This window comes from Erwinia rhapontici, assembly GCF_012271765.1.
Classification (GTDB): Bacteria; Pseudomonadota; Gammaproteobacteria; order Enterobacterales; family Enterobacteriaceae; genus Erwinia; species Erwinia rhapontici.
The window spans coordinates 12,123-29,698 of the sequence record NZ_VRKO01000016.1; the positions used below are offsets into that span (position 1 = coordinate 12,123).

At 53.0% G+C, this 17,576-nt stretch carries 18 protein-coding genes and 3 tRNA genes; 12 read left to right on the forward strand and 9 right to left on the reverse strand.

Annotated elements, in window-relative coordinates:
* Nucleotides 1-73: 73 nt before the first annotated feature.
* Nucleotides 74-1,231, forward strand: coding sequence for an integrase core domain-containing protein (locus tag FVB43_RS16880; protein WP_167864349.1), 1,158 nt, complete (start codon nt 74-76; stop codon nt 1,229-1,231).
* 84 nt (nt 1,232-1,315) lie between these two features.
* On the opposite strand, the gene rutG is transcribed toward FVB43_RS16880, so the two are convergent.
* The 6 genes from rutG to rutA are packed head-to-tail and all read right to left on the reverse strand — an operon-like array spanning nt 1,316 to nt 6,302.
* A complete protein-coding gene (gene rutG, locus FVB43_RS16885) occupies nt 1,316-2,644 on the reverse strand; it encodes a pyrimidine utilization transport protein G (protein WP_133840975.1) in 1,329 nt (442 codons plus the stop codon).
* A 51-nt stretch (nt 2,645-2,695) separates the two neighbouring features.
* On the reverse strand, nt 2,696-3,229 hold the full coding sequence (gene rutF, locus FVB43_RS16890; protein ID WP_133840974.1) for an NADH-dependent FMN reductase RutF: 534 nt from the start codon (nt 3,227-3,229) through the stop codon (nt 2,696-2,698).
* Nucleotides 3,214-4,038 carry a pyrimidine utilization protein D gene (rutD, locus tag FVB43_RS16895; RefSeq protein WP_133840973.1) on the reverse strand — a complete coding sequence of 275 codons (825 nt, stop codon included), beginning with the start codon at nt 4,036-4,038 and terminating at the stop codon, nt 3,214-3,216. Before rutD ends, rutF begins: the two co-directional genes overlap by 16 nt.
* Before the next feature lie 10 nt (nt 4,039-4,048).
* Entirely contained in the window at nt 4,049-4,435 is a 387-nt protein-coding gene (gene rutC, locus FVB43_RS16900; RefSeq protein ID WP_133840972.1) for a pyrimidine utilization protein C, read from the reverse strand.
* Nucleotides 4,436-4,464: 29 nt separating this feature from the next.
* Nucleotides 4,465-5,211, reverse strand: coding sequence for a pyrimidine utilization protein B (gene rutB, locus FVB43_RS16905; RefSeq protein ID WP_167864350.1), 747 nt, complete (start codon nt 5,209-5,211; stop codon nt 4,465-4,467).
* On the reverse strand, nt 5,211-6,302 hold the full coding sequence (rutA, locus tag FVB43_RS16910; protein ID WP_133840970.1) for a pyrimidine utilization protein A: 1,092 nt from the start codon (nt 6,300-6,302) through the stop codon (nt 5,211-5,213). The genes rutB and rutA overlap by 1 nt, the downstream gene beginning before the upstream one ends.
* Nucleotides 6,303-6,601: 299 nt before the next feature.
* Between rutA and rutR the strand changes: the two genes are divergently transcribed.
* Entirely contained in the window at nt 6,602-7,267 is a 666-nt protein-coding gene (rutR, locus tag FVB43_RS16915) for an HTH-type transcriptional regulator RutR (protein ID WP_133840969.1), read from the forward strand.
* Nucleotides 7,268-7,292: 25 nt separating this feature from the next.
* Complete coding sequence (locus FVB43_RS16920; protein WP_133840968.1) at nt 7,293-8,273, forward strand: metal-dependent hydrolase; 981 nt, start codon at nt 7,293-7,295, stop codon at nt 8,271-8,273.
* A 35-nt stretch (nt 8,274-8,308) separates the two neighbouring features.
* Here FVB43_RS16920 and cycA read toward each other — a convergent pair whose 3' ends face one another.
* The gene (cycA, locus tag FVB43_RS16925) at nt 8,309-9,703 is read right to left on the reverse strand and encodes a D-serine/D-alanine/glycine transporter (protein WP_133840967.1); all 1,395 of its coding nucleotides are present in this window, start codon (nt 9,701-9,703) and stop codon (nt 8,309-8,311) included.
* 202 nt (nt 9,704-9,905) lie between these two features.
* On the opposite strand from cycA, the gene FVB43_RS16930 reads away from it, so the two are divergent.
* From FVB43_RS16930 to FVB43_RS16940, 3 genes are all read left to right on the forward strand, one after another.
* Entirely contained in the window at nt 9,906-10,604 is a 699-nt protein-coding gene (locus FVB43_RS16930) for an extensin-like domain-containing protein (RefSeq protein WP_242462158.1), read from the forward strand.
* Nucleotides 10,605-11,368: 764 nt separating this feature from the next.
* On the forward strand, nt 11,369-12,091 hold the full coding sequence (sdiA, locus tag FVB43_RS16935; protein ID WP_133840965.1) for an autoinducer binding domain-containing protein: 723 nt from the start codon (nt 11,369-11,371) through the stop codon (nt 12,089-12,091).
* Between the two features lie 129 nt (nt 12,092-12,220).
* Nucleotides 12,221-12,847 (forward strand): autoinducer synthase, encoded by a 627-nt coding sequence (locus FVB43_RS16940; protein ID WP_133840964.1) that lies wholly within the window; start codon nt 12,221-12,223, stop codon nt 12,845-12,847.
* Between the two features lie 5 nt (nt 12,848-12,852).
* On the opposite strand, the gene FVB43_RS16945 is transcribed toward FVB43_RS16940, so the two are convergent.
* Entirely contained in the window at nt 12,853-13,191 is a 339-nt protein-coding gene (locus FVB43_RS16945; protein ID WP_133840963.1) for a GlpM family protein, read from the reverse strand.
* 87 nt (nt 13,192-13,278) lie between these two features.
* Nucleotides 13,279-13,503: a DUF2594 family protein gene (locus FVB43_RS16950; protein WP_133840962.1), complete on the reverse strand. Its 225-nt coding sequence runs from the start codon at nt 13,501-13,503 to the stop codon at nt 13,279-13,281.
* A gap of 479 nt (nt 13,504-13,982) precedes the next feature.
* Between FVB43_RS16950 and uvrY the strand changes: the two genes are divergently transcribed.
* The 6 genes from uvrY (at nt 13,983) to FVB43_RS16980 (ending at nt 17,552) form a co-directional block, all read left to right on the forward strand.
* A complete protein-coding gene (gene uvrY / locus FVB43_RS16955) occupies nt 13,983-14,642 on the forward strand; it encodes a UvrY/SirA/GacA family response regulator transcription factor (RefSeq protein WP_167864352.1) in 660 nt (219 codons plus the stop codon).
* Nucleotides 14,635-16,467 carry an excinuclease ABC subunit UvrC gene (gene uvrC, locus FVB43_RS16960; RefSeq protein WP_133840960.1) on the forward strand — a complete coding sequence of 611 codons (1,833 nt, stop codon included), beginning with the start codon at nt 14,635-14,637 and terminating at the stop codon, nt 16,465-16,467. Before uvrY ends, uvrC begins: the two co-directional genes overlap by 8 nt.
* A 71-nt stretch (nt 16,468-16,538) precedes the next feature.
* Entirely contained in the window at nt 16,539-17,087 is a 549-nt protein-coding gene (pgsA, locus tag FVB43_RS16965; RefSeq protein WP_133840959.1) for a CDP-diacylglycerol--glycerol-3-phosphate 3-phosphatidyltransferase, read from the forward strand.
* A gap of 173 nt (nt 17,088-17,260) precedes the next feature.
* Nucleotides 17,261-17,336, forward strand: a tRNA-Gly gene (locus FVB43_RS16970).
* A gap of 44 nt (nt 17,337-17,380) precedes the next feature.
* A tRNA-Cys gene (locus FVB43_RS16975) sits at nt 17,381-17,454 on the forward strand.
* A gap of 12 nt (nt 17,455-17,466) precedes the next feature.
* Nucleotides 17,467-17,552 (forward strand) — tRNA-Leu (locus FVB43_RS16980).
* The last annotated feature ends 24 nt before the right edge of the window (nt 17,553-17,576 follow it).

Sequence of the window (17,576 nt, forward strand, 5' to 3'; positions counted from 1 at the left end):
CGACCACATGGGTAACACTTTAGACTGACCACATGGGTAACAGTTATAAACGGCATAGCGGAGGAGACTCACTATGCCCTGGACTGAGACTGTTACCATGCAACGCCTCGATTTTATCCGTGCCTGCCTCGCAGGCACACACTCTGTCGCTTCACTTTGCCGCCAGTTCGGCATCAGCCGCAAAACCGGCTACAAATGGATTGAACGCTTTGACCCCGGCGACCTTCGCTCCCTTGAAAACCTCTCCCGGGCGCGCCTCACCTCATCCTGCGTTATCCCTCCCGGCATGGCACAGTGCCTGATATCCCTGCGCCGCGCCCACCCGGACTGGGGACCAAAAAAACTGCGCCACTGGCTGATTAACACGGGCCATCCCGGCCACGTTCCTGCCGCCAGCACCATCGGCAGCCTGCTTGACCGCGAAGGGCTGGTCACGCCCCGTAAAGTCCGCCGCCGCACGCCCGGTAACGCCGCCGGTCTGACGGATATCTGCCGCGTTAATCAGGTCTGGAGCGCAGACTTCAAGGGCTGGTTCCGTCTGCGTGACCGCAGCCTCTGTCGGCCCTTCACCCTGACGGATAACCTCAGCCGCTACCTGCTGGCGTGTGAAGCAGGCACCCGTGAAACCGGGGCGTTCGTCCGCCAGAATCTTGAGCGGGCCTTCCGGGAATACGGGCTGCCGGACGTGATACGCACGGACAACGGGCATCCCTTCGCCGGTACGGGCATTGCCGGCCTGAGCCGGCTCAGCGTCTGGCTGATAAAGCTGGGCATCCTGCCGGAACGGATCAGGAAAGGGCATCCGGAAGAGAACGGACGGCATGAGCGGATGCACCGTTCACTGAAGGGTGCGCTGGCGTGCGGCAACATCTTCACGACGCAGGCAGAGCAGCAGGCGTGGTTCGACGCATACCGGCGAGAGTTCAACGCAGAACGGCCGCACGAGGCGCACGGAGGAAAAACGCCGTCGACGGTATGGACACCGTCAGCACGGAGGTGGGACGGGGAGGTACCGGAGGTGAAATACCCGGAGGGCTCAAGGCTGCTGCGGGTTCAGGCAAAGGGAGGGATAAAGCTGGATGAATGGATGTTCCTGAGCGAAGCGCTGAGGGGAGAATACGTGAGGCTGGTCGAAGTGGATGACGGCGTGGATGTCATCCTCTTCGACCGGCTGATACTGGCTTACTATGAACGGGCAGAAAAGCGTATTATCAGGGTCGACCCGGCATAAAAGTGTTACCTGTGTGCCCGGTCTGATCTGTTACCTATGTACCCGGTCCTACACATGCCCGACCCGCACATTCGTACAGAGGGATTAATGATCCTGACGCACTACACTACTGCCGCTGAGTGCGGCGGCGCGTTTATGGCTGAGTAGGGCGTTCAGTAAAATCGCCCCAAACGTTGCCGTACCGATCCCACCGAGCGTAAAGCTGCCGATTTTTAGTGCGAAATCTCCCGCACCCAGTACCAGTGTCACGGCAACCATAATCAGATTACCATTCTGGCTGAGATCGACATTGTTCTGTACCCAAATGCGAGCACCGGCTACCGCAATCAAACCAAACACAACGATTGATGCGCCGCCAATAACAGGCCCCGGGATGGTATGAATCAGAGCGCCAAATTTGGGTGAGAAGCCCAGTACCATGGCAATCAGAGCCGCGGCGACAAAGACCAGCGTGGAGTAAACTTTCGTCACCGCCATCACGCCGATATTTTCCGCGTAAGTGGTGACGCCGCTGCCGCCAACGCCGCCGGATAACATCGTTGCCACCCCGTCACCGACAAATGCCCGGCCCATATAAGGGTCAAGATTGCGTCCGGTCATACCGGCTACGGCCTTGATATGTCCGAGGTTCTCGGCCACAAGAATGACCGCCACCGGCGCAATCATCACCATGGCCTGAGTACTGAACGTCGGGCTGGTGATCAGCGGCATGCCAAACCAGGGGGCATTCGCCAGCAGGCTGAAGTCGACGGGTTTCCCTAATCCAAAGCCGTTGGTCAGCAGCGCATAGATTGCCCAAGCGACAATCAGCCCAACGAGGATCAGCAGGCGCTGCACCATGCCGCGGGTGAATACCGCGACCACGCCGATACACAACACGGTCATGACTGCCATCCAGCTATCGAACATCGAGGCTGAAACGCCGCGCACGGCAATCGGTGCCAGGTTCAGACCAATCGCCATGACAACGGCACCCGTCACCACGGGCGGCATCAATTTTTCTATCCAGCGGGTGCCTGCTTTCATCACCACAAAACCGATCAGGGTGTAAACCAGACCGCAGGCAATGATGCCACCCAGCGCCACGCTGAGGTTCGGGTTCAGTCCCTGACCGCTAAAGCCCGTCACGGCGATCACCACGCCCACAAACGCCGCGCTGGAGCCCAGATAACTGGGTACGCGGCCTCCGGTGATCAGGAAGAACAGCAACGTACCCACGCCCGACATCAGGATCGACAGGTTCGGGTCCAGCCCCATCAGCAAAGGCATCAGCACGGTGGCACCAAACATGGCGACCGCGTGCTGCAGGCCCATCACTACCGTTTGCCCGAGGGGCAGTGTTTCATCAGGCGCGACAATACCGGTTGTCGACGCTGTCGTTTTCGACCATTGAGGGAACCAGGAACCTGCCATCGTTATCTCCAGAGTGTGAGCACTGCATTGACCGGCGAGTAAAGCCCGGGATCAGAAACTACGTTGTGGTAACGGGTGGTAGCCACGATCGAAATAGATCAGGCCATGATTGCTGTCGCTGAACACCAGTGCCTGTGCCTCGCACACTAAAATATCGTGGGTGCCGACGCTCATCACCTGTGTCACCAGACAGTCAAACGACACCAGTGCGCCGCTGAGGATCGGCGATCCGGTGACCTGCGTTGACCAGTCAGCGGCGATAAATCGCTCGGCCATCGGCGTTTTACCGCCAAACAGGTTAGATAGCGCTTCATGACCGGACGCCAGCGTATTCACGCAAAGCTGTCTGTTTTCTCTGAAGGTCTCATACACCGATGCGGAACGGTTCAGGCACACCAGCAGCGTCGGTGGCGTGTCGGTGACGCTACACACCGCCGAGGCAGTAAATCCGGCACGTCCGGCAGGGCCATCGGTGGTGATAATATTGACGGCGGCACCCAGGCGTGCCATCGCATCGCGGAATTGTTGCTTTTCCACGCCGGTGACAGGCGGGGTGGGTGCCAGGGTATTCAAGGTTTCTGCCATAGTGGCTCCATATCAGCGGTATTCGCGGCCAGGCTGTCATCTTGCAGCCAGCCCATCAGCAGGTGATTAAAGGTGGAAGCGTCGGTGACACTCATAGCGTGGCCACCCCAGTTCATGCGTTGCAGGGTGGCGTGCGGCAATGCTGCCAGCAGTTGTTCGGAACAGGTCCATGGCACCAGCAGGTCGTCGCGTGAACAGAGCAACAGCACGGGCTGGGTAATCTGTGCGGCATGAGAACTGTAGTCGCAGGCCATCAGCGCATGCAGGCGCTTGAGCAAGTTATCCATACCCTGAAAATGCGCCGTATGCAGCGTATCTTCAGCTTCAATACGTGCCTGATGTTCCGACAGCCAGTCAGCGGGATAAAGAAACAGTGGCTGGGCACGAACATAAGCCTCGACCCCGACATTAAGCAGCAGATCCTGGCGTACGCGGAAACAGCGACGGGTGTGTGCATCCAGTTGTAACCAGCCGTTAACCAGCACCAGCCGCGACACACGTTCGGGGTAGTCGAGTGCCAGCTGTAGGGCAACCATGCCACCGAGCGCATGGCCAACTATATCGAACTGCATAATATTGTGCTGTTCCAGCAGCATCGCCAGCTCACTGGCCATCTGCGACATACTGTAGCCTTCAGGCAGCGTATCCGGACTTTTTCCGGTGCCGCGCTGGTCGTAAACCACCACGCGAAATGCCGCGCGTAGCGCATTCATTTGCGGCAACCAGAAACTCCCCAGTCCGCCCAGTCCGGCAGATAACACTACGGTTCTGGCCCCGGGTTCATCGCGACCTGACAGCTCAATATGCATGAGTCACTCCTTATTTACCGATATGCGCCACGCTGGCGATTTCAATCAGCGCATCGGGTTTCACCAGTCCGCACTGAATGCAGAAGCGGGCGGGCTTTTCGCCGGGAAAATAGTCTGCGTACACCGCGTTCACGGCAGCGTAGTTACTCCAGTCGGTAATAAAAATGGAGTTAAATGTCACGTCATCCATTGTGCCGCCTGCGGTTTCAATCACGCTCTTAATCGTTTCCAGCACGTGGCGGGTTTGCGCGGCGGCATCTCCCACGTGAACCACATTATTGTCTTTATCGAACGGCAGCGTGCCGGAGACATACACCACGCCATCGGCCAGCGTTCCCGGAACAAAAGGGGCGATCGGTACGCTGGTGCCTGGTGGGGTAATAATCGTTTTTGGCATTGTTTTTTTCTCCGTTTAAAAAGCAGGTGTCAGGCTGTCTGGGCTGCAGTGGCCGGTTCCGTTTGTAATGCCGAGCAGAAACTGCCGACGTCAGACACCCAACCAAAGAAGGTTTCAATATTGAACAGGGCGGCCTGCTGGGCAAACAGTGGGCCTGCCTGATAGGTGGCGTCCTCAAGGACGATGCCGAAGTATTCAAGGAAGAAACCGTCACGCAGGGTGGACTCCACGCATACGTTGGTGGCAATGCCGGTAAACACTAAATGACGGATGCCCCGACTGCGCAGCATGCTGTCGAGTGCAGTATTAAAGAAGCCGCTATAGCGCGGTTTAGGCAGCACGATATCGCCCGGCTGCGGTGTCAGCTGATCGACCAGCTCATAATCCCAGCCACCCTTTGCCAGCAACGTGCCCTGCAGTTCCGGGTTCTGGCGCATGGTTTTCAGCGCATTCGATTTATGCCAGTTCGGTGAACCGGGTCCGCCGGCTTCGACGTACTGATCGTCCCAGCCATTCTGGAACCAAATCACCTGGATCCCGGCCTGACGGGCAGCCTTGACCGCCACATTGATCTGATCGATGACCGGGCGAGTGGCCGACACGTCAAACCCGGCGAGATCGAGATAGCCGCCGGTGGTGGCATAAGCATTCTGCATATCCACGACGATCAGTGCCGTTTGCTCCGGTGGGAAGACAATCGCTTCCGGGCGCGCGGGCAGGGTGATAGCGTCCAGGGTGGATGCGGTAGTGCACACAACAGCAGGTTTGTTATTCATTATGCCACCTCCTGTGCAGCATCAATCACATCGATACGGCACTGCATCAGCGGCTGGATACGCTCGCCAAAGTTCTCAATACCTTGCAGGAAGTCATCGAAGGTCAGCAGCACGCCGTGGGTGCCTTCCACCGTGGCAACGTCGTCGAGCATCCGCGCCACGTTGGCATAGGAGCCGACGAGGGTGCCCATATTGATATTCACGGCGGAAGTCGGGTCGGCCATCTGGCGTACGTTGGTGTCGCTGCCGGATCGTTTGTCCTGCTGGCTTTGGGTGGTCAGCCACGACAGCGCCTCTTCATCGGCACCGGCTTTGTAATGTTCCCATTTGGCGCGTGCGGCCTCATCGGTTTCATCAGCGATGATCATAAACAGCACATAGGAGCCGACATCGCGGCCTTGTGCATCGGCTGCGCTTTTCATCCGAGCCGCCGTCGGGGCGAAAGCGGTTGGCGTATTCACACCCTTACCAAAACAGAAGTTGTAGTCGGCGTGTTTGGCTGAAAATTCCATGCCTGCGTCGCTCTGTCCTGCGCAGATGACCTTCATCGGTTTCTGCGGTTGCGGGCTGAGGCGGCAGTCATTCATGGTAAAGAACTCGCCTTTCAGGTCGGACTTACCGTTGCCCCAAAGATCGCGCAGGACGCTGACATATTCAGTCAGATAGTCGTAACGGCGTGAGAAGTATTCATCACCCGGCCACAGGCCCATTTGATCGTATTCGGGTTTCTGCCACCCGGTCACCAGGTTGACGCCAAAGCGGCCATTAGAGATGGAGTCGATGGTTGACGCCATGCGGGCCACAATCGCCGGAGGCAAGGTCAGGGTGGCGGCGGTGGCATAGATTTCAATGCGCGAGGTGACGGCGGCCAGGCCTGCCATCAGAGTAAAGGACTCGAGGTTATGGTCCCAGAATTCGGTTTTGCCACCGAAGCCGCGCAGTTTGATCATAGAGAGCGCAAAATCGAAGTGATAATGCTCTGCCTTCTGCACAATCGCTTTGTTCAGTTCAAAGGTCGGCATGTATTGCGGCGCGTTTTGAGAAATTAACCAGCCGTTGTTACCGATCGGGATAAAAACACCAATTTTCATGTGACATCCTCTGCTTGAGTGAAAGAGTGAATCCCGGCGCTGCGATGCATCCTGCAGTTTCCTTTGAAGCGGCGCTGTGAATCAAATTGCAAAGGCTGTGCCAGTTTGAAAATTGTTATTTAAAACAGTGAGTTGTTTTTTGTTTGTAAAACTCTGGTGGAATGAGTGGTCCATTTCAGACCATTTGGTAAAAAATGTTGCACAAAAAGCAGGCGAGGATGGTCAATTAGAGTGCATGCCTAAGGGATAGCGCTAATTAGGTATGCGTCAGCTGTTTTGCTATTATCCCCGCAACCCACATGGATCATGGAGTCACGGTGAATTCTACTGATAAGTTACCGGCTAAAGCCCCGACGCGTCGTTCGCGCGCGGTGGCTGCAAAGCGTTCCGCTATTCTCTCTGCGGCGCTGGAGTTTTTCTCACAGTTCGGCATTCATGGCACCAGCCTGGATAAGGTAGCCGAACGTGCAGATGTATCGAAAACCAATCTGCTTTACTACTTCCCCTCTAAAGAAGAACTTTATATTGCTGTGCTGAAGGACCTGCTGGATGTCTGGCTGGCACCGCTGCGCGCGCTGCGCCACGATCAGCATCCTCTGGAGGCAATACGCGATTACATTCGTCTTAAGCTGGAGGTTTCACGCGATCACCCTCAGGCTTCACGTCTGTTCTGCATGGAGATGCTGCAAGGCGCACCGTTACTTAAAGCCGAACTGGCGGGGGATTTGCGTCATCTGGTTGAAGATAAGGCGGCCATCATAGAAACCTGGGTTTTGCAGGGAAAACTGGCCGCTGTTCAGCCTGATCATCTGATCTTTATGTTGTGGGCCACGACCCAGCACTATGCTGACTTCGCCACCCAGGTGGAGGCGATAACCGGGCAGACGCTGAATGATGAGCATTTCTTCAACCAGACGGTCGAAAATGTGCAGCGTATGGTGATTGAAGGTATCCGCGTACGCTAAGAGCCGTGATTAACAGGGAGCGATGATGGATTCCGTTTCACAACTGGTATTGGGCGCATCGGTCGCTGTTGCCGTGATGGGGCGTAAAGCCCCGGTATGGCAGGCGGCTGCCGTGGGGGCGGTTTGTGGTACGCTGCCCGATCTGGATGTCTTTATTGATCACGGCGATGCCATCCGCAATATGACTCTGCACCGCACTGAGAGCCATGCGTTGTTCTGGCTGACGCTGGCGTCGCCGCTGCTTGCCGGGTTGTGCAGCCGTCTGTGTCGCCAGCCGCAGGCTTTCGGACGCTGGTGGGCGGCAGTGTGGCTGGCGCTGATTACTCATCCTCTTCTTGACCTGACCACTATATATGGCACGCAGTTAGCGCTGCCTTTCACCGATCGTCCTTTTGCCATCGGCAGCATGTTTATTATCGATCCGCTATATACTCTGCCCTTGCTGGCCGGGCTGATAGCGGCACTGGTATGGCGACACCGTCACGGGCGGCGCTGGAATACGCTGGGCTTAAGTCTGAGCTGCCTGTATCTCGTCTGGAGCATGGTGGCGCAGGCATGGGTCACTCACGAGGTGAAGCAACAGCTGGTTCAGCAGCACGTCAGCGCAGAGCGACTGCTGGTGACGCCCACGGCATTTAACACAGTACAGTGGCGTGTGGTGGTGATGTCGGCTGATGATTATCAGGAAGGATTTTGGTCGTTATTGAGCCCGGATAAGCCGCTGGCGCTTACCCCTCATGACAACGGCAGTGCACTGTATCAACAGTACAGCAGTAACTGGTATGTTCAGCGCGTGGTCTGGTTCAGTCGTGGTTTTTATGCGATGAAGCGGGTGGGGGATCATATTACGATCACTGACCTGCGGATGGGGGAAGAACCCAATTACAACTTTACCTTTGATCTCGGCCCTGAGCCATTACAAGACGGGCCATTTAAACCGGAACGCTTACCGGTTCAGCGCCCTCCACTGGGGCAGGCGCTGCATAAACTGTGGTCACGATTCTGATGCAGCAGGCAAGGTTGACCTGGCCTGCTTGTTTATCAGGCAGATTTACGCTGACGCAGGAACCATCCCACCGCCAGAATGATAAACCACAGTGGCGTGACCATCAGCGCCTGACGGGTATCCTCTTGCAGCGTTAACAGTACCAGCACAAAGGCAAAGAAGGCCATACACACCCAGCACATAAATTTGCCCAATGGCATTCTATAGCTGGATGTCGCGTGGCGTTCCGGATGCTTCTTGCGGTAGGCCAGATAAGAGCAAAGGATAATCGTCCAGACAAACATAAACAGAATGGCAGATACCGTCGTGACCAGCGTGAACACCGTCATCACATTGGGGATCAGGTAAATCAGCGCGACGCCGCCCAGCAAACACAGGCAGGAGAAGAACAGACCTGTGGTCGGCACCGAACGGCGTGACAGCAACCCAAAGCGGCGATGTGCCACACCCTGCTGAGCCAGACCGTAAAGCATGCGGCTGGTCGAGAAGATGCCGCTGTTAGCCGATGAGGCCGCGGAGGTCAGTACCACAAAGTTCACGATGCTCGCCGCTGCCGGTAAACCAATCAGCATAAACATTTCAACAAACGGGCTACGATCGGCCACCACCTGATCCCACGGCGTCACCGCCATAATCACCATCAGCGACAAAACGTAGAACATAATGATGCGTAAAGGGATGGCGTTAATGGCGCGTGGCAGGACGGTCTTAGGGTCATGCGTTTCTGCCGCCGCAGTACCGACCAGTTCGATACCCACAAAAGCAAACACCGCAATCTGGAAGCCGGCGAAGAAACCACTCAATCCTTTCGGGAACATCCCGCCGTGATCCCAGATGTTGCTCAGGGAAGCGGTACCGCCACCCGGTGACGGATAATGCATCGCGACCAGCACAATGCCGGTGGCAATCAGCGCAACAATGGCGACGATTTTAATAATCGCAAACCAGAACTCCATCTCGCCGAACAGTTTCACCGTCGCAATATTGAGCGACAGGAAAACGACGATGCACAGCAGGGCGCTCATCCAGATAGAGAAGTCCGGGAACCAGAGCTGGAAATAGGAACTGATGGCCACGACATCGGCAATCCCGGTGACCACCCAACAGAACCAGTAGGTCCAGCCGGTGAAATAGCCTGCCCACGGACCCAGCAGGTCGGCGGCGAAGTCGCTGAAGGATTTGTACTCAAGATTAGAGAGCAGCAGCTCGCCCATCGCGCGCATGACAAAGAACAGCATAAAACCGATGATCATATAAACGAAAATGATCGACGGCCCGGCAAGGCTGATCGTTTTTCCAGATCCCATAAACAGACCGGTGCCGATAGCACCGCCGATGGCGATCAGCTGAATATGGCGATTGTGCAGATTGCGCTGGAGCTGGTCCGCTCCTTTTTCAGAGGCAGCAGCCTCTTTTGATTGATCAACCATTAATGGGTTTCCTGTCCTGTGGTAATGATATGAAAGCTCTGATGGCTTTTCGTATGTCTGATGTTGTTGAGGTTAGTGCGATCAAGAGCTTAACGTAAAATCCCGGTCGATAAAGCAAAATTGCAGCTAAACTACGATAACGAAGCGTCATATGCTTAAAAACCCGGCATCACTTCTTTGTGCCAGGGTAAAAGGAGGGGAGTTGAAGCGATTCATCACGTTGGTTGCTGTTCTCCTCGCCGGAGGATGGCTGTGTTCGCTGCTGTTACGTGTTTTACCCCCCGCCTGGGATCCCTTTGCGCCATTGTCGGTCACCGATGCACCGACGCTGGTTACACGTTATAAACTGAAGAGACTGGCTGCCAACCCGGAGGCCTGTTTCGCGGTGCTGCAACAGGCTCGAACACAGGGATATCTGAGCTACACCCGACCAGGCACACAGCAGGGACGTTGTCCGTTGGTTGACCCGGTCAGAATAACGGGCTTTGGCGATGTGACCCTCAGCAGCACCTTCCTCAGCAGCTGCACGCTGGCGGTCAGCAGCGCGATGCTGGTCACTCAAACGCTCAAACCCATGGCTACTCGTGAGCTGGGGTCGCCACTAACGCGCATTGATCACCTCGGTAGCTACGCCTGTCGTAATATTTATCACCGTGCAGAAGGTCGCTTAAGTGAGCACGCCACGGCTGACGCCTGGGACCTCAGCGGTTTTCGTTTACAAAACGGCCAACGCATCAGTGTACTGAGTCACTGGAGAGGCGGAGATGATCGCAGCCGATGGTTGCACCTCGTCTTTGCCCGTAGCTGCCATCTGTTTGGTAATGCCTTAGGACCGGAATATAACGCGGCACATGCCAATCATTTTCATCTCGGTATGCGCGGTTTTGGTTTGTGCCGCTGAAAGCGCGTGGAGATGGCTGATACCTGCGGACAATAAATGAGACAACGAGTGATGAGCAATATTGATATAGCGCGATGCAATTAATGATGCATAAAGTCGATGCATTTGTAGGGCATGCACTCATGCTGCTTGTTTCAGGAGGCAGGTATTCGCAGAGACGTATTTTCGCATAACAATACGCAGCTGAACTTAAAACGAAAAGATGATGATGCAAATTGTACATATTGCCGTTAACCCCATGTGATAACTGTGGGATTGTCTGCTGTTGCTACATAGTCATTAACCTATTGCGTGAAAGCCAAATGGTAACAGGAGGGAGGTAATTGATAGTTATATCAATAAGTTTTGACTTTTTGTCGGACGAGTCACATTTTTTTTACTGAAAAAAAGCCCTGAAACACTGTAAAACTATTGTGCGTAAACGCCATGACAAAAGGGGCAAAATTATTGAATCTTTATAGGAAAAATCCTATTCTAACCCCTGTGGTGAGTGGTGCGATAAATCGATGTATCTCGTTGGCGACACTGAGAACAAAATGTTACATAGGTTATTATCGGTCTGGTGTCCATTTTTTGGGCTTATTTTCCTGGTGATTTTTATGCCCAAACAGATCAATACCTGAACGTTGTAAACTGTTTTTTGTTCAGAAATATCACTCTGGACAATTAAAATTTTTACTCGATTTCATTCATTTTTTTACTGCCATATTCACAATGACAATTATAATCAGGGCGGGGATTTTCCCTGTCGGACTGAGGCATTAATGACATCTGAGAACTATTTCAGTTGGCGAAACAGGATGCAATTGGCTTTTGGTACGGGAAGCAACACCGCTCATATTACCAGGATAATTGAGCAACAGGCGGGGGAGCTGGAATTCGATTTTTATGCTCTTTTTATTCGTCATCCCGTTCCTTTTACCCGGCCAAAAACTTTTTTTTACAGTAATTATCCGCAGAAGTGGATTGAGTATTATTTGCATGAAGACTTAGTGCAGCGCGATCCTGTGATGAAGAAGTGCCGTTCACCGGGAGCGATGTGGTTGTGGGGAGGCGATCTGCTCCCCGAGGAGCAGTGCGTTCTGCAAGCTGCCAGAGAACATGGTATTTATCACGGTATTTCTTGTTCCGTGATGGCGAAAAACAGATCCGTAGGTATATTATCGCTGTCGTCTGCCAATCCTTCTAAAATGATAGCGTTAACGACAGAACTTGAACTTAAACTCCAGTATATTTCGGAGCTGTCAATGGCTGCATTGATCGAAATGGATGATATTTCGATGCTGGCAACGAAACTGGAATTAAGTGAAAGAGAACTCGAAATTCTCAAATGGACCGCAGAGGGAAAAACATCGGCAGAAATATCACTGATCCTCTCTATCTCAGAGAATACCGTTAATTTTCACCAAAAAAACATGCAAAAACGATTTAATGCACCAAACAAAACGCAAATTGCCTCTTATGCCGCAGCAATCGGTTTAATCTGAAAGAGGATGCAACTACCAAATTTGGTAGTTTCGAATTGCCACCCGGTTGTCTACCCTGCGCCCAGGGTAACAACCCTGCCCGAACCGTCAGGAGCGGCGCTCACGAGGGAATGCGACAGGGGATCATGAATGAAGATTATCCAGACCAAGCTGAAGGACATGCCGTCATCTTTACTGGCAGAATTAGGAAGTTATCGTTACAGCGTCTTTGCCAGAGGTGAAGGTTGGTCGATTCCGTCTCGTCTCAGTACCCCGGGCCAGGAGTACGATCGCTTCGATCGTTCCGATGTGATCTGGTTGATTGCCTGGACTGCGCAGTTTGGTATCTGTGGTTGTGCGCGTTTAATGGCATGGCAGGATCCGGACAGCAACCGTTCAGCCGCAGGTGCTGAAAATAGTAACAATGAGAGTGATATCGTCTGGGAAATGTCACGTTTCTCTGCCCGGCTTGAAATTGATGCGGAGTTGCCGCTGAACATTTTATGGCATGCGGTGCAGTTGGCGGGACAATCGGGCATTCAGTATCTCTACAGTGCGGCAACGCCGATGCTGGAGCAGATGTTTGAACAGCATCAGGTGAACTATGATCCGCTCACACCAGGGATCATTCAGTCAGAAGACAACCTGTTTGCGGTCAAAATCCCGATTGCTCAGCCGAATCTGGCTGAAAAGTTCCATGGCGCACGTCGCTTCCGGCCTGAAGAAGTGCTGCCTACACTTGGGGTATCTGTTAGCTGGGGGCCACGCGGGCGCTAAGTTTATTATCCATGCCATTTCGACCACAGCGTGATCAGCACCCACGCTGCTACGCCCCAGCATAATACGGCTGCCAGCAGTGCCAGTGGCAGCCGCATCATCGTAATAAAATACCAAAGTGCCAGCAGATAGATAAAGTAGGGCAGAATCGCCCACATGCCAAAGACGATGGTGGTTCGCAGCGCCTCGATGCCCCGCTCACTGGCCACAATATAGTGGGCTATCAGTGCGAAGGTGGGAAACAGCGGAATGAGACCGGCAAGATAGTAATGACGGGTTCTCGATAACAGGCCGATTAACACCACGACCGCAGCACCCAGTATTGCTTTGAAAAGTAAGCCCATTGCTTTGTTCTGTCAGTTAAAACACTACGGTGTGACAAAACCAATAAAAAAGCAACGGGCGTTTAACGCGGCGGGAAGGCGGGTGTATTACTGACGATAAGCGTGTTTGATCTGCTTGACCGTATTGCTGAACACTTCTGCCTGCTGCTGATCTTCCAGCGCGGCGATGTAGCGTTCCATATTGATGATGACTTTCCCGGCATCTGCCTGACCCATACCTTTCAGCATCAGTGTGACAAGTGCTTTCATGCACGTCACTTCGTTAGCTAATGCCTGCACTTCTTCGCTGGTTGAAAAGTCAGTCTCGCTCATGATTTCTCCCGATAGTCTTTGAAAAAACAGTGCTTCCGGTTAGTTTACCAGGCACGTAAAGTGTTCGAAAGTATATCATATAATGGCATGAAGAAAGCAGTGAGTCGGTTAAGATTAATGATAAAACAATCGGTTGTGCGTTAGTGTTATGTCACGTTGTAGAAAGTGCTAAAATTTAGGAAAATATTGACTTTATTTTTAAATGAAAAATAGCATTTTTTATACAACTTATTGTAAATTATAATTTATTTTATTATGGTGCTGGCGGATGAGATTTTTTTCGACCTAAAAGATTAACGTTTACAAGTTACACCTTTGCATTATTGAAGAATTTACGTGCTATTTAGCTTCTGCAGATAAATTAGATTTGGTATAAAGTTCGACATTATTTCTGTTCTAACAGCCGTGAAAAAGTAGTAACATCATCGGCCTGCCAATGTTTTTTTCGCCACCTGCCTTAGCCGCTTAAGGAGCATCGTTTGATAAGCGTTTTTCTTGTTGATGACCACGAGCTGGTTCGCGCAGGTATTCGTCGCATCCTGGAAGATATCAAAGGTATCCAGGTTGTTGGAGAAGCGAACTGCGGTGAAGGTGCGGTAAAATGGTGTCGTGCTAACAGTGCTGATGTGGTGCTGATGGACATGAATATGCCGGGTATTGGCGGACTTGAAGCGACGCGCAAGATTATCCGTTACACGCCAGACTGCAAAATTATCATGTTAACGATTCATACCGAAAACCCGTTGCCAGCAAAAGTGATGCAGGCGGGGGCTTCTGGTTATCTCAGCAAAGGGGCAGCGCCGCAGGAAGTGATCAGCGCGATTCGCTCTGTCAACTCGGGGCAGCGCTATATTGCCTCCGATATTGCGCAACAGATGGCACTGAGCCAAATCGAACCGCAAAAAGCGGAATCGCCGTTCAACAGTTTGTCGGAACGCGAGTTGCAGATTATGCTGATGATTACTAAGGGCCAGAAAGTGACGGAAATCTCCGAACAACTCAATCTGAGTCCTAAAACTGTTAACAGCTATCGTTACCGCATGTTCAGCAAACTGAATATCAGTGGGGACGTGGAGTTAACGCATCTGGCCATCCGTCATGGCCTGTACAGCGCGGAGCCGTTAATCAGTAGTGAATGATCAGTTTGATGCAAAGTATTTCCTGAAAACCGTCACCAGCCAGCCCGGCGTTTACCGGATGTATGATGCTGCGAGTACGGTTATCTACGTTGGCAAAGCGAAAGATCTCAAAAAACGGCTCTCCAGCTATTTTCGCGGAAACCTCGCCAGTCGTAAGACGGAAGCGCTGGTGGCGCTGATTTGCCAGATAGACGTGACGGTGACCCATACGGAAACCGAAGCGCTGCTGCTGGAACATAACTACATCAAACTTTACCAGCCGCGCTACAACGTGCTGCTGCGTGACGATAAATCCTATCCCTACATCTTTCTGAGCGCGGATGCCCATCCGCGCCTGGCAAGCCATCGCGGTGCCAAGCATGCGAAAGGGGAATACTTCGGTCCTTTCCCTAACGGCTATGCGGTACGAGAGACGTTATCGCTGTTGCAAAAAATTTTCCCGGTACGCCAGTGTGAAAATAGCGTGTATCGCAACCGCTCACGTCCGTGTCTGCAATACCAGATTGGTCGTTGCCTTGGGCCTTGCGTGAAGGGGCTGGTGACGGAAGAGGAGTATGCGCGCCAGATCGACTATGTGCGCTTGTTCCTTTCGGGTAAAGACGATCAGGTCCTGAATCAGCTAGTTGCACGCATGGAACATGCCAGCCAGGAAATGCGCTTTGAAGAGGCCGCCCGTCTGCGCGATCAGATACAGGCGGTGCGCCGCGTCACGGAAAAACAGTTTGTCTCCAATCAGGGGGACGATCTGGATGTCATCGGTGTTGCGTTCGACTCTGGAATGGCCTGTCTGCACGTATTGTTTATCCGTCAGGGTAAGGTGTTGGGCAGCCGAAGTTATTTCCCGAAAGTGCCCAGTGGCACAGAACTGGCTGAAGTTGTGCAGACATTTGTGGGGCAATTCTATTTGCAGGGTAGCCAGGCACGCACGTTACCCGCTGATATTCTGCTGGATTTCCAGTTACCGGAAAAAGAGCTGCTGGCGGACTCGCTGACAGAGCTTGCCGGAAGGCGTATTGCCATCCAGAGCAAACCCCGGGGCGACCGCGCCCGTTACCTGAAGCTTGCCCGCACCAATGCGGCTACCGCGCTGGTGACGCGTCTGGCACAGCATTCCACTATACACCAACGGCTAACGGCTCTTGCCGACACCCTGAAGTTACCGGCTATTCGTCGTATGGAATGTTTTGATATCAGCCACACGATGGGGGAGCAGACGGTCGCCTCCTGTGTGGTTTTTGATGCCAACGGGCCACTGCGCAGCGAATATCGTCGCTATAACATCACGGGCATCACCCCCGGTGATGACTATGCGGCCATGAACCAGGTGCTGCGTCGCCGTTATGGCAAGGCCATTGAAGAGAGCAAAATTCCTGACGTAATTCTGATCGATGGTGGCAAAGGCCAGCTTTCACAGGCGAAAGACGTTTTCGCTGAACTGGATGTGACCTGGGATAAACATCATCCTCTGTTGCTGGGGGTGGCAAAAGGCACCGATCGTAAAGCCGGGCTGGAAACGCTGTTCCTTGAACCGGAAGGGGAGGGATTTGCTTTGCCGCCAGACTCTCCGGCGTTACATGTTATCCAGCATATTCGTGATGACTCTCACAATCATGCAATAACAGGCCATCGTAATAAACGGGCTAAAGTGAAGAACACCAGTGCGCTGGAAACCATTGAAGGGATCGGTCCAAAACGGCGCCAGATGCTGCTCAAGTACATGGGAGGCCTGCAACCGTTGATCAATGCCTCTATGGAAGAAATCGCCAGTATCCCTGGAATTTCACATGCGCTGGCTGAAAAAATCTTCTATGCGCTGAAACACTAAGCATTGCAACACCCGTAGCAATGTAGGAACATAGGGACAAATTCTACTCTGTCCAAACAGTTAGCGTAATTATGCCATTTAATATTCCGACCTTACTTACCCTGTTTCGCGTTGTATTAATCCCATTCTTTGTACTGGCATTTTACCTGCCATTTCAATGGGCTCCACTGGCATGCGCACTGATTTTCATCTTTGCTGCGGTGACTGACTGGTTTGATGGTTACCTGGCCCGTCGCTGGAAACAAACGACCCAGTTCGGGGCGTTCCTGGATCCGGTGGCCGATAAAGTGATGGTGGCGATCGCGTTAGTGCTGGTGGCCGAGTATTTCCACTCATGGTGGATCACCTTACCGGCTGCCACCATGATTGCCCGTGAAATCATCATTTCAGCTCTGCGCGAGTGGATGGCTGAAATCGGCAAACGCAGCAGTGTGGCCGTTTCGTGGATTGGTAAAGTCAAAACCACGGCCCAGATGTTGTCACTGTTTGCGCTGTTATGGCGCCCGAACAGTATTGTTGAGGGCGTTGGCGTTGCCGCGTTGTACATTGCCGCTGTGCTAACCTTCTGGTCAATGTTCCAGTATTTGAGCGCTGCACGTGGCGATTTGCTCGAACGGTGATCGAAGCGACTTAAAAAGCAGCAAACGGATGCATTGTGAGGATAATTTGGTTGACTCATTGCGCCAGAACAGTAGAATGCAACGCATCGAAAGGCAGCTCAGGCAGCCAGAAGATAAAGCAAATCAGCAAGTTCTGAAGGTTTCATTTAAAACAGAATAAAACTGATGGCAATGCGGGAATAGCTCAGTTGGTAGAGCACGACCTTGCCAAGGTCGGGGTCGCGAGTTCGAGTCTCGTTTCCCGCTCCAAATTAGTCGCCAGAGATGACTCTCTGATGACAAAAAGATTTAAAGGCGCGTTGGCAGAGTGGCCATGCTACGGATTGCAAATCCGTCTACCTCGGTTCGACTCCGGGACGCGCCTCCAATTAACACCCATGCCCGGGTGGTGAAATCGGTAGACACAAGGGATTTAAAATCCCTCGGCTTATGGCTGTGTGGGTTCAAGTCCCACCCCGGGCACCATATTATCAGTACCGATTAAAACGA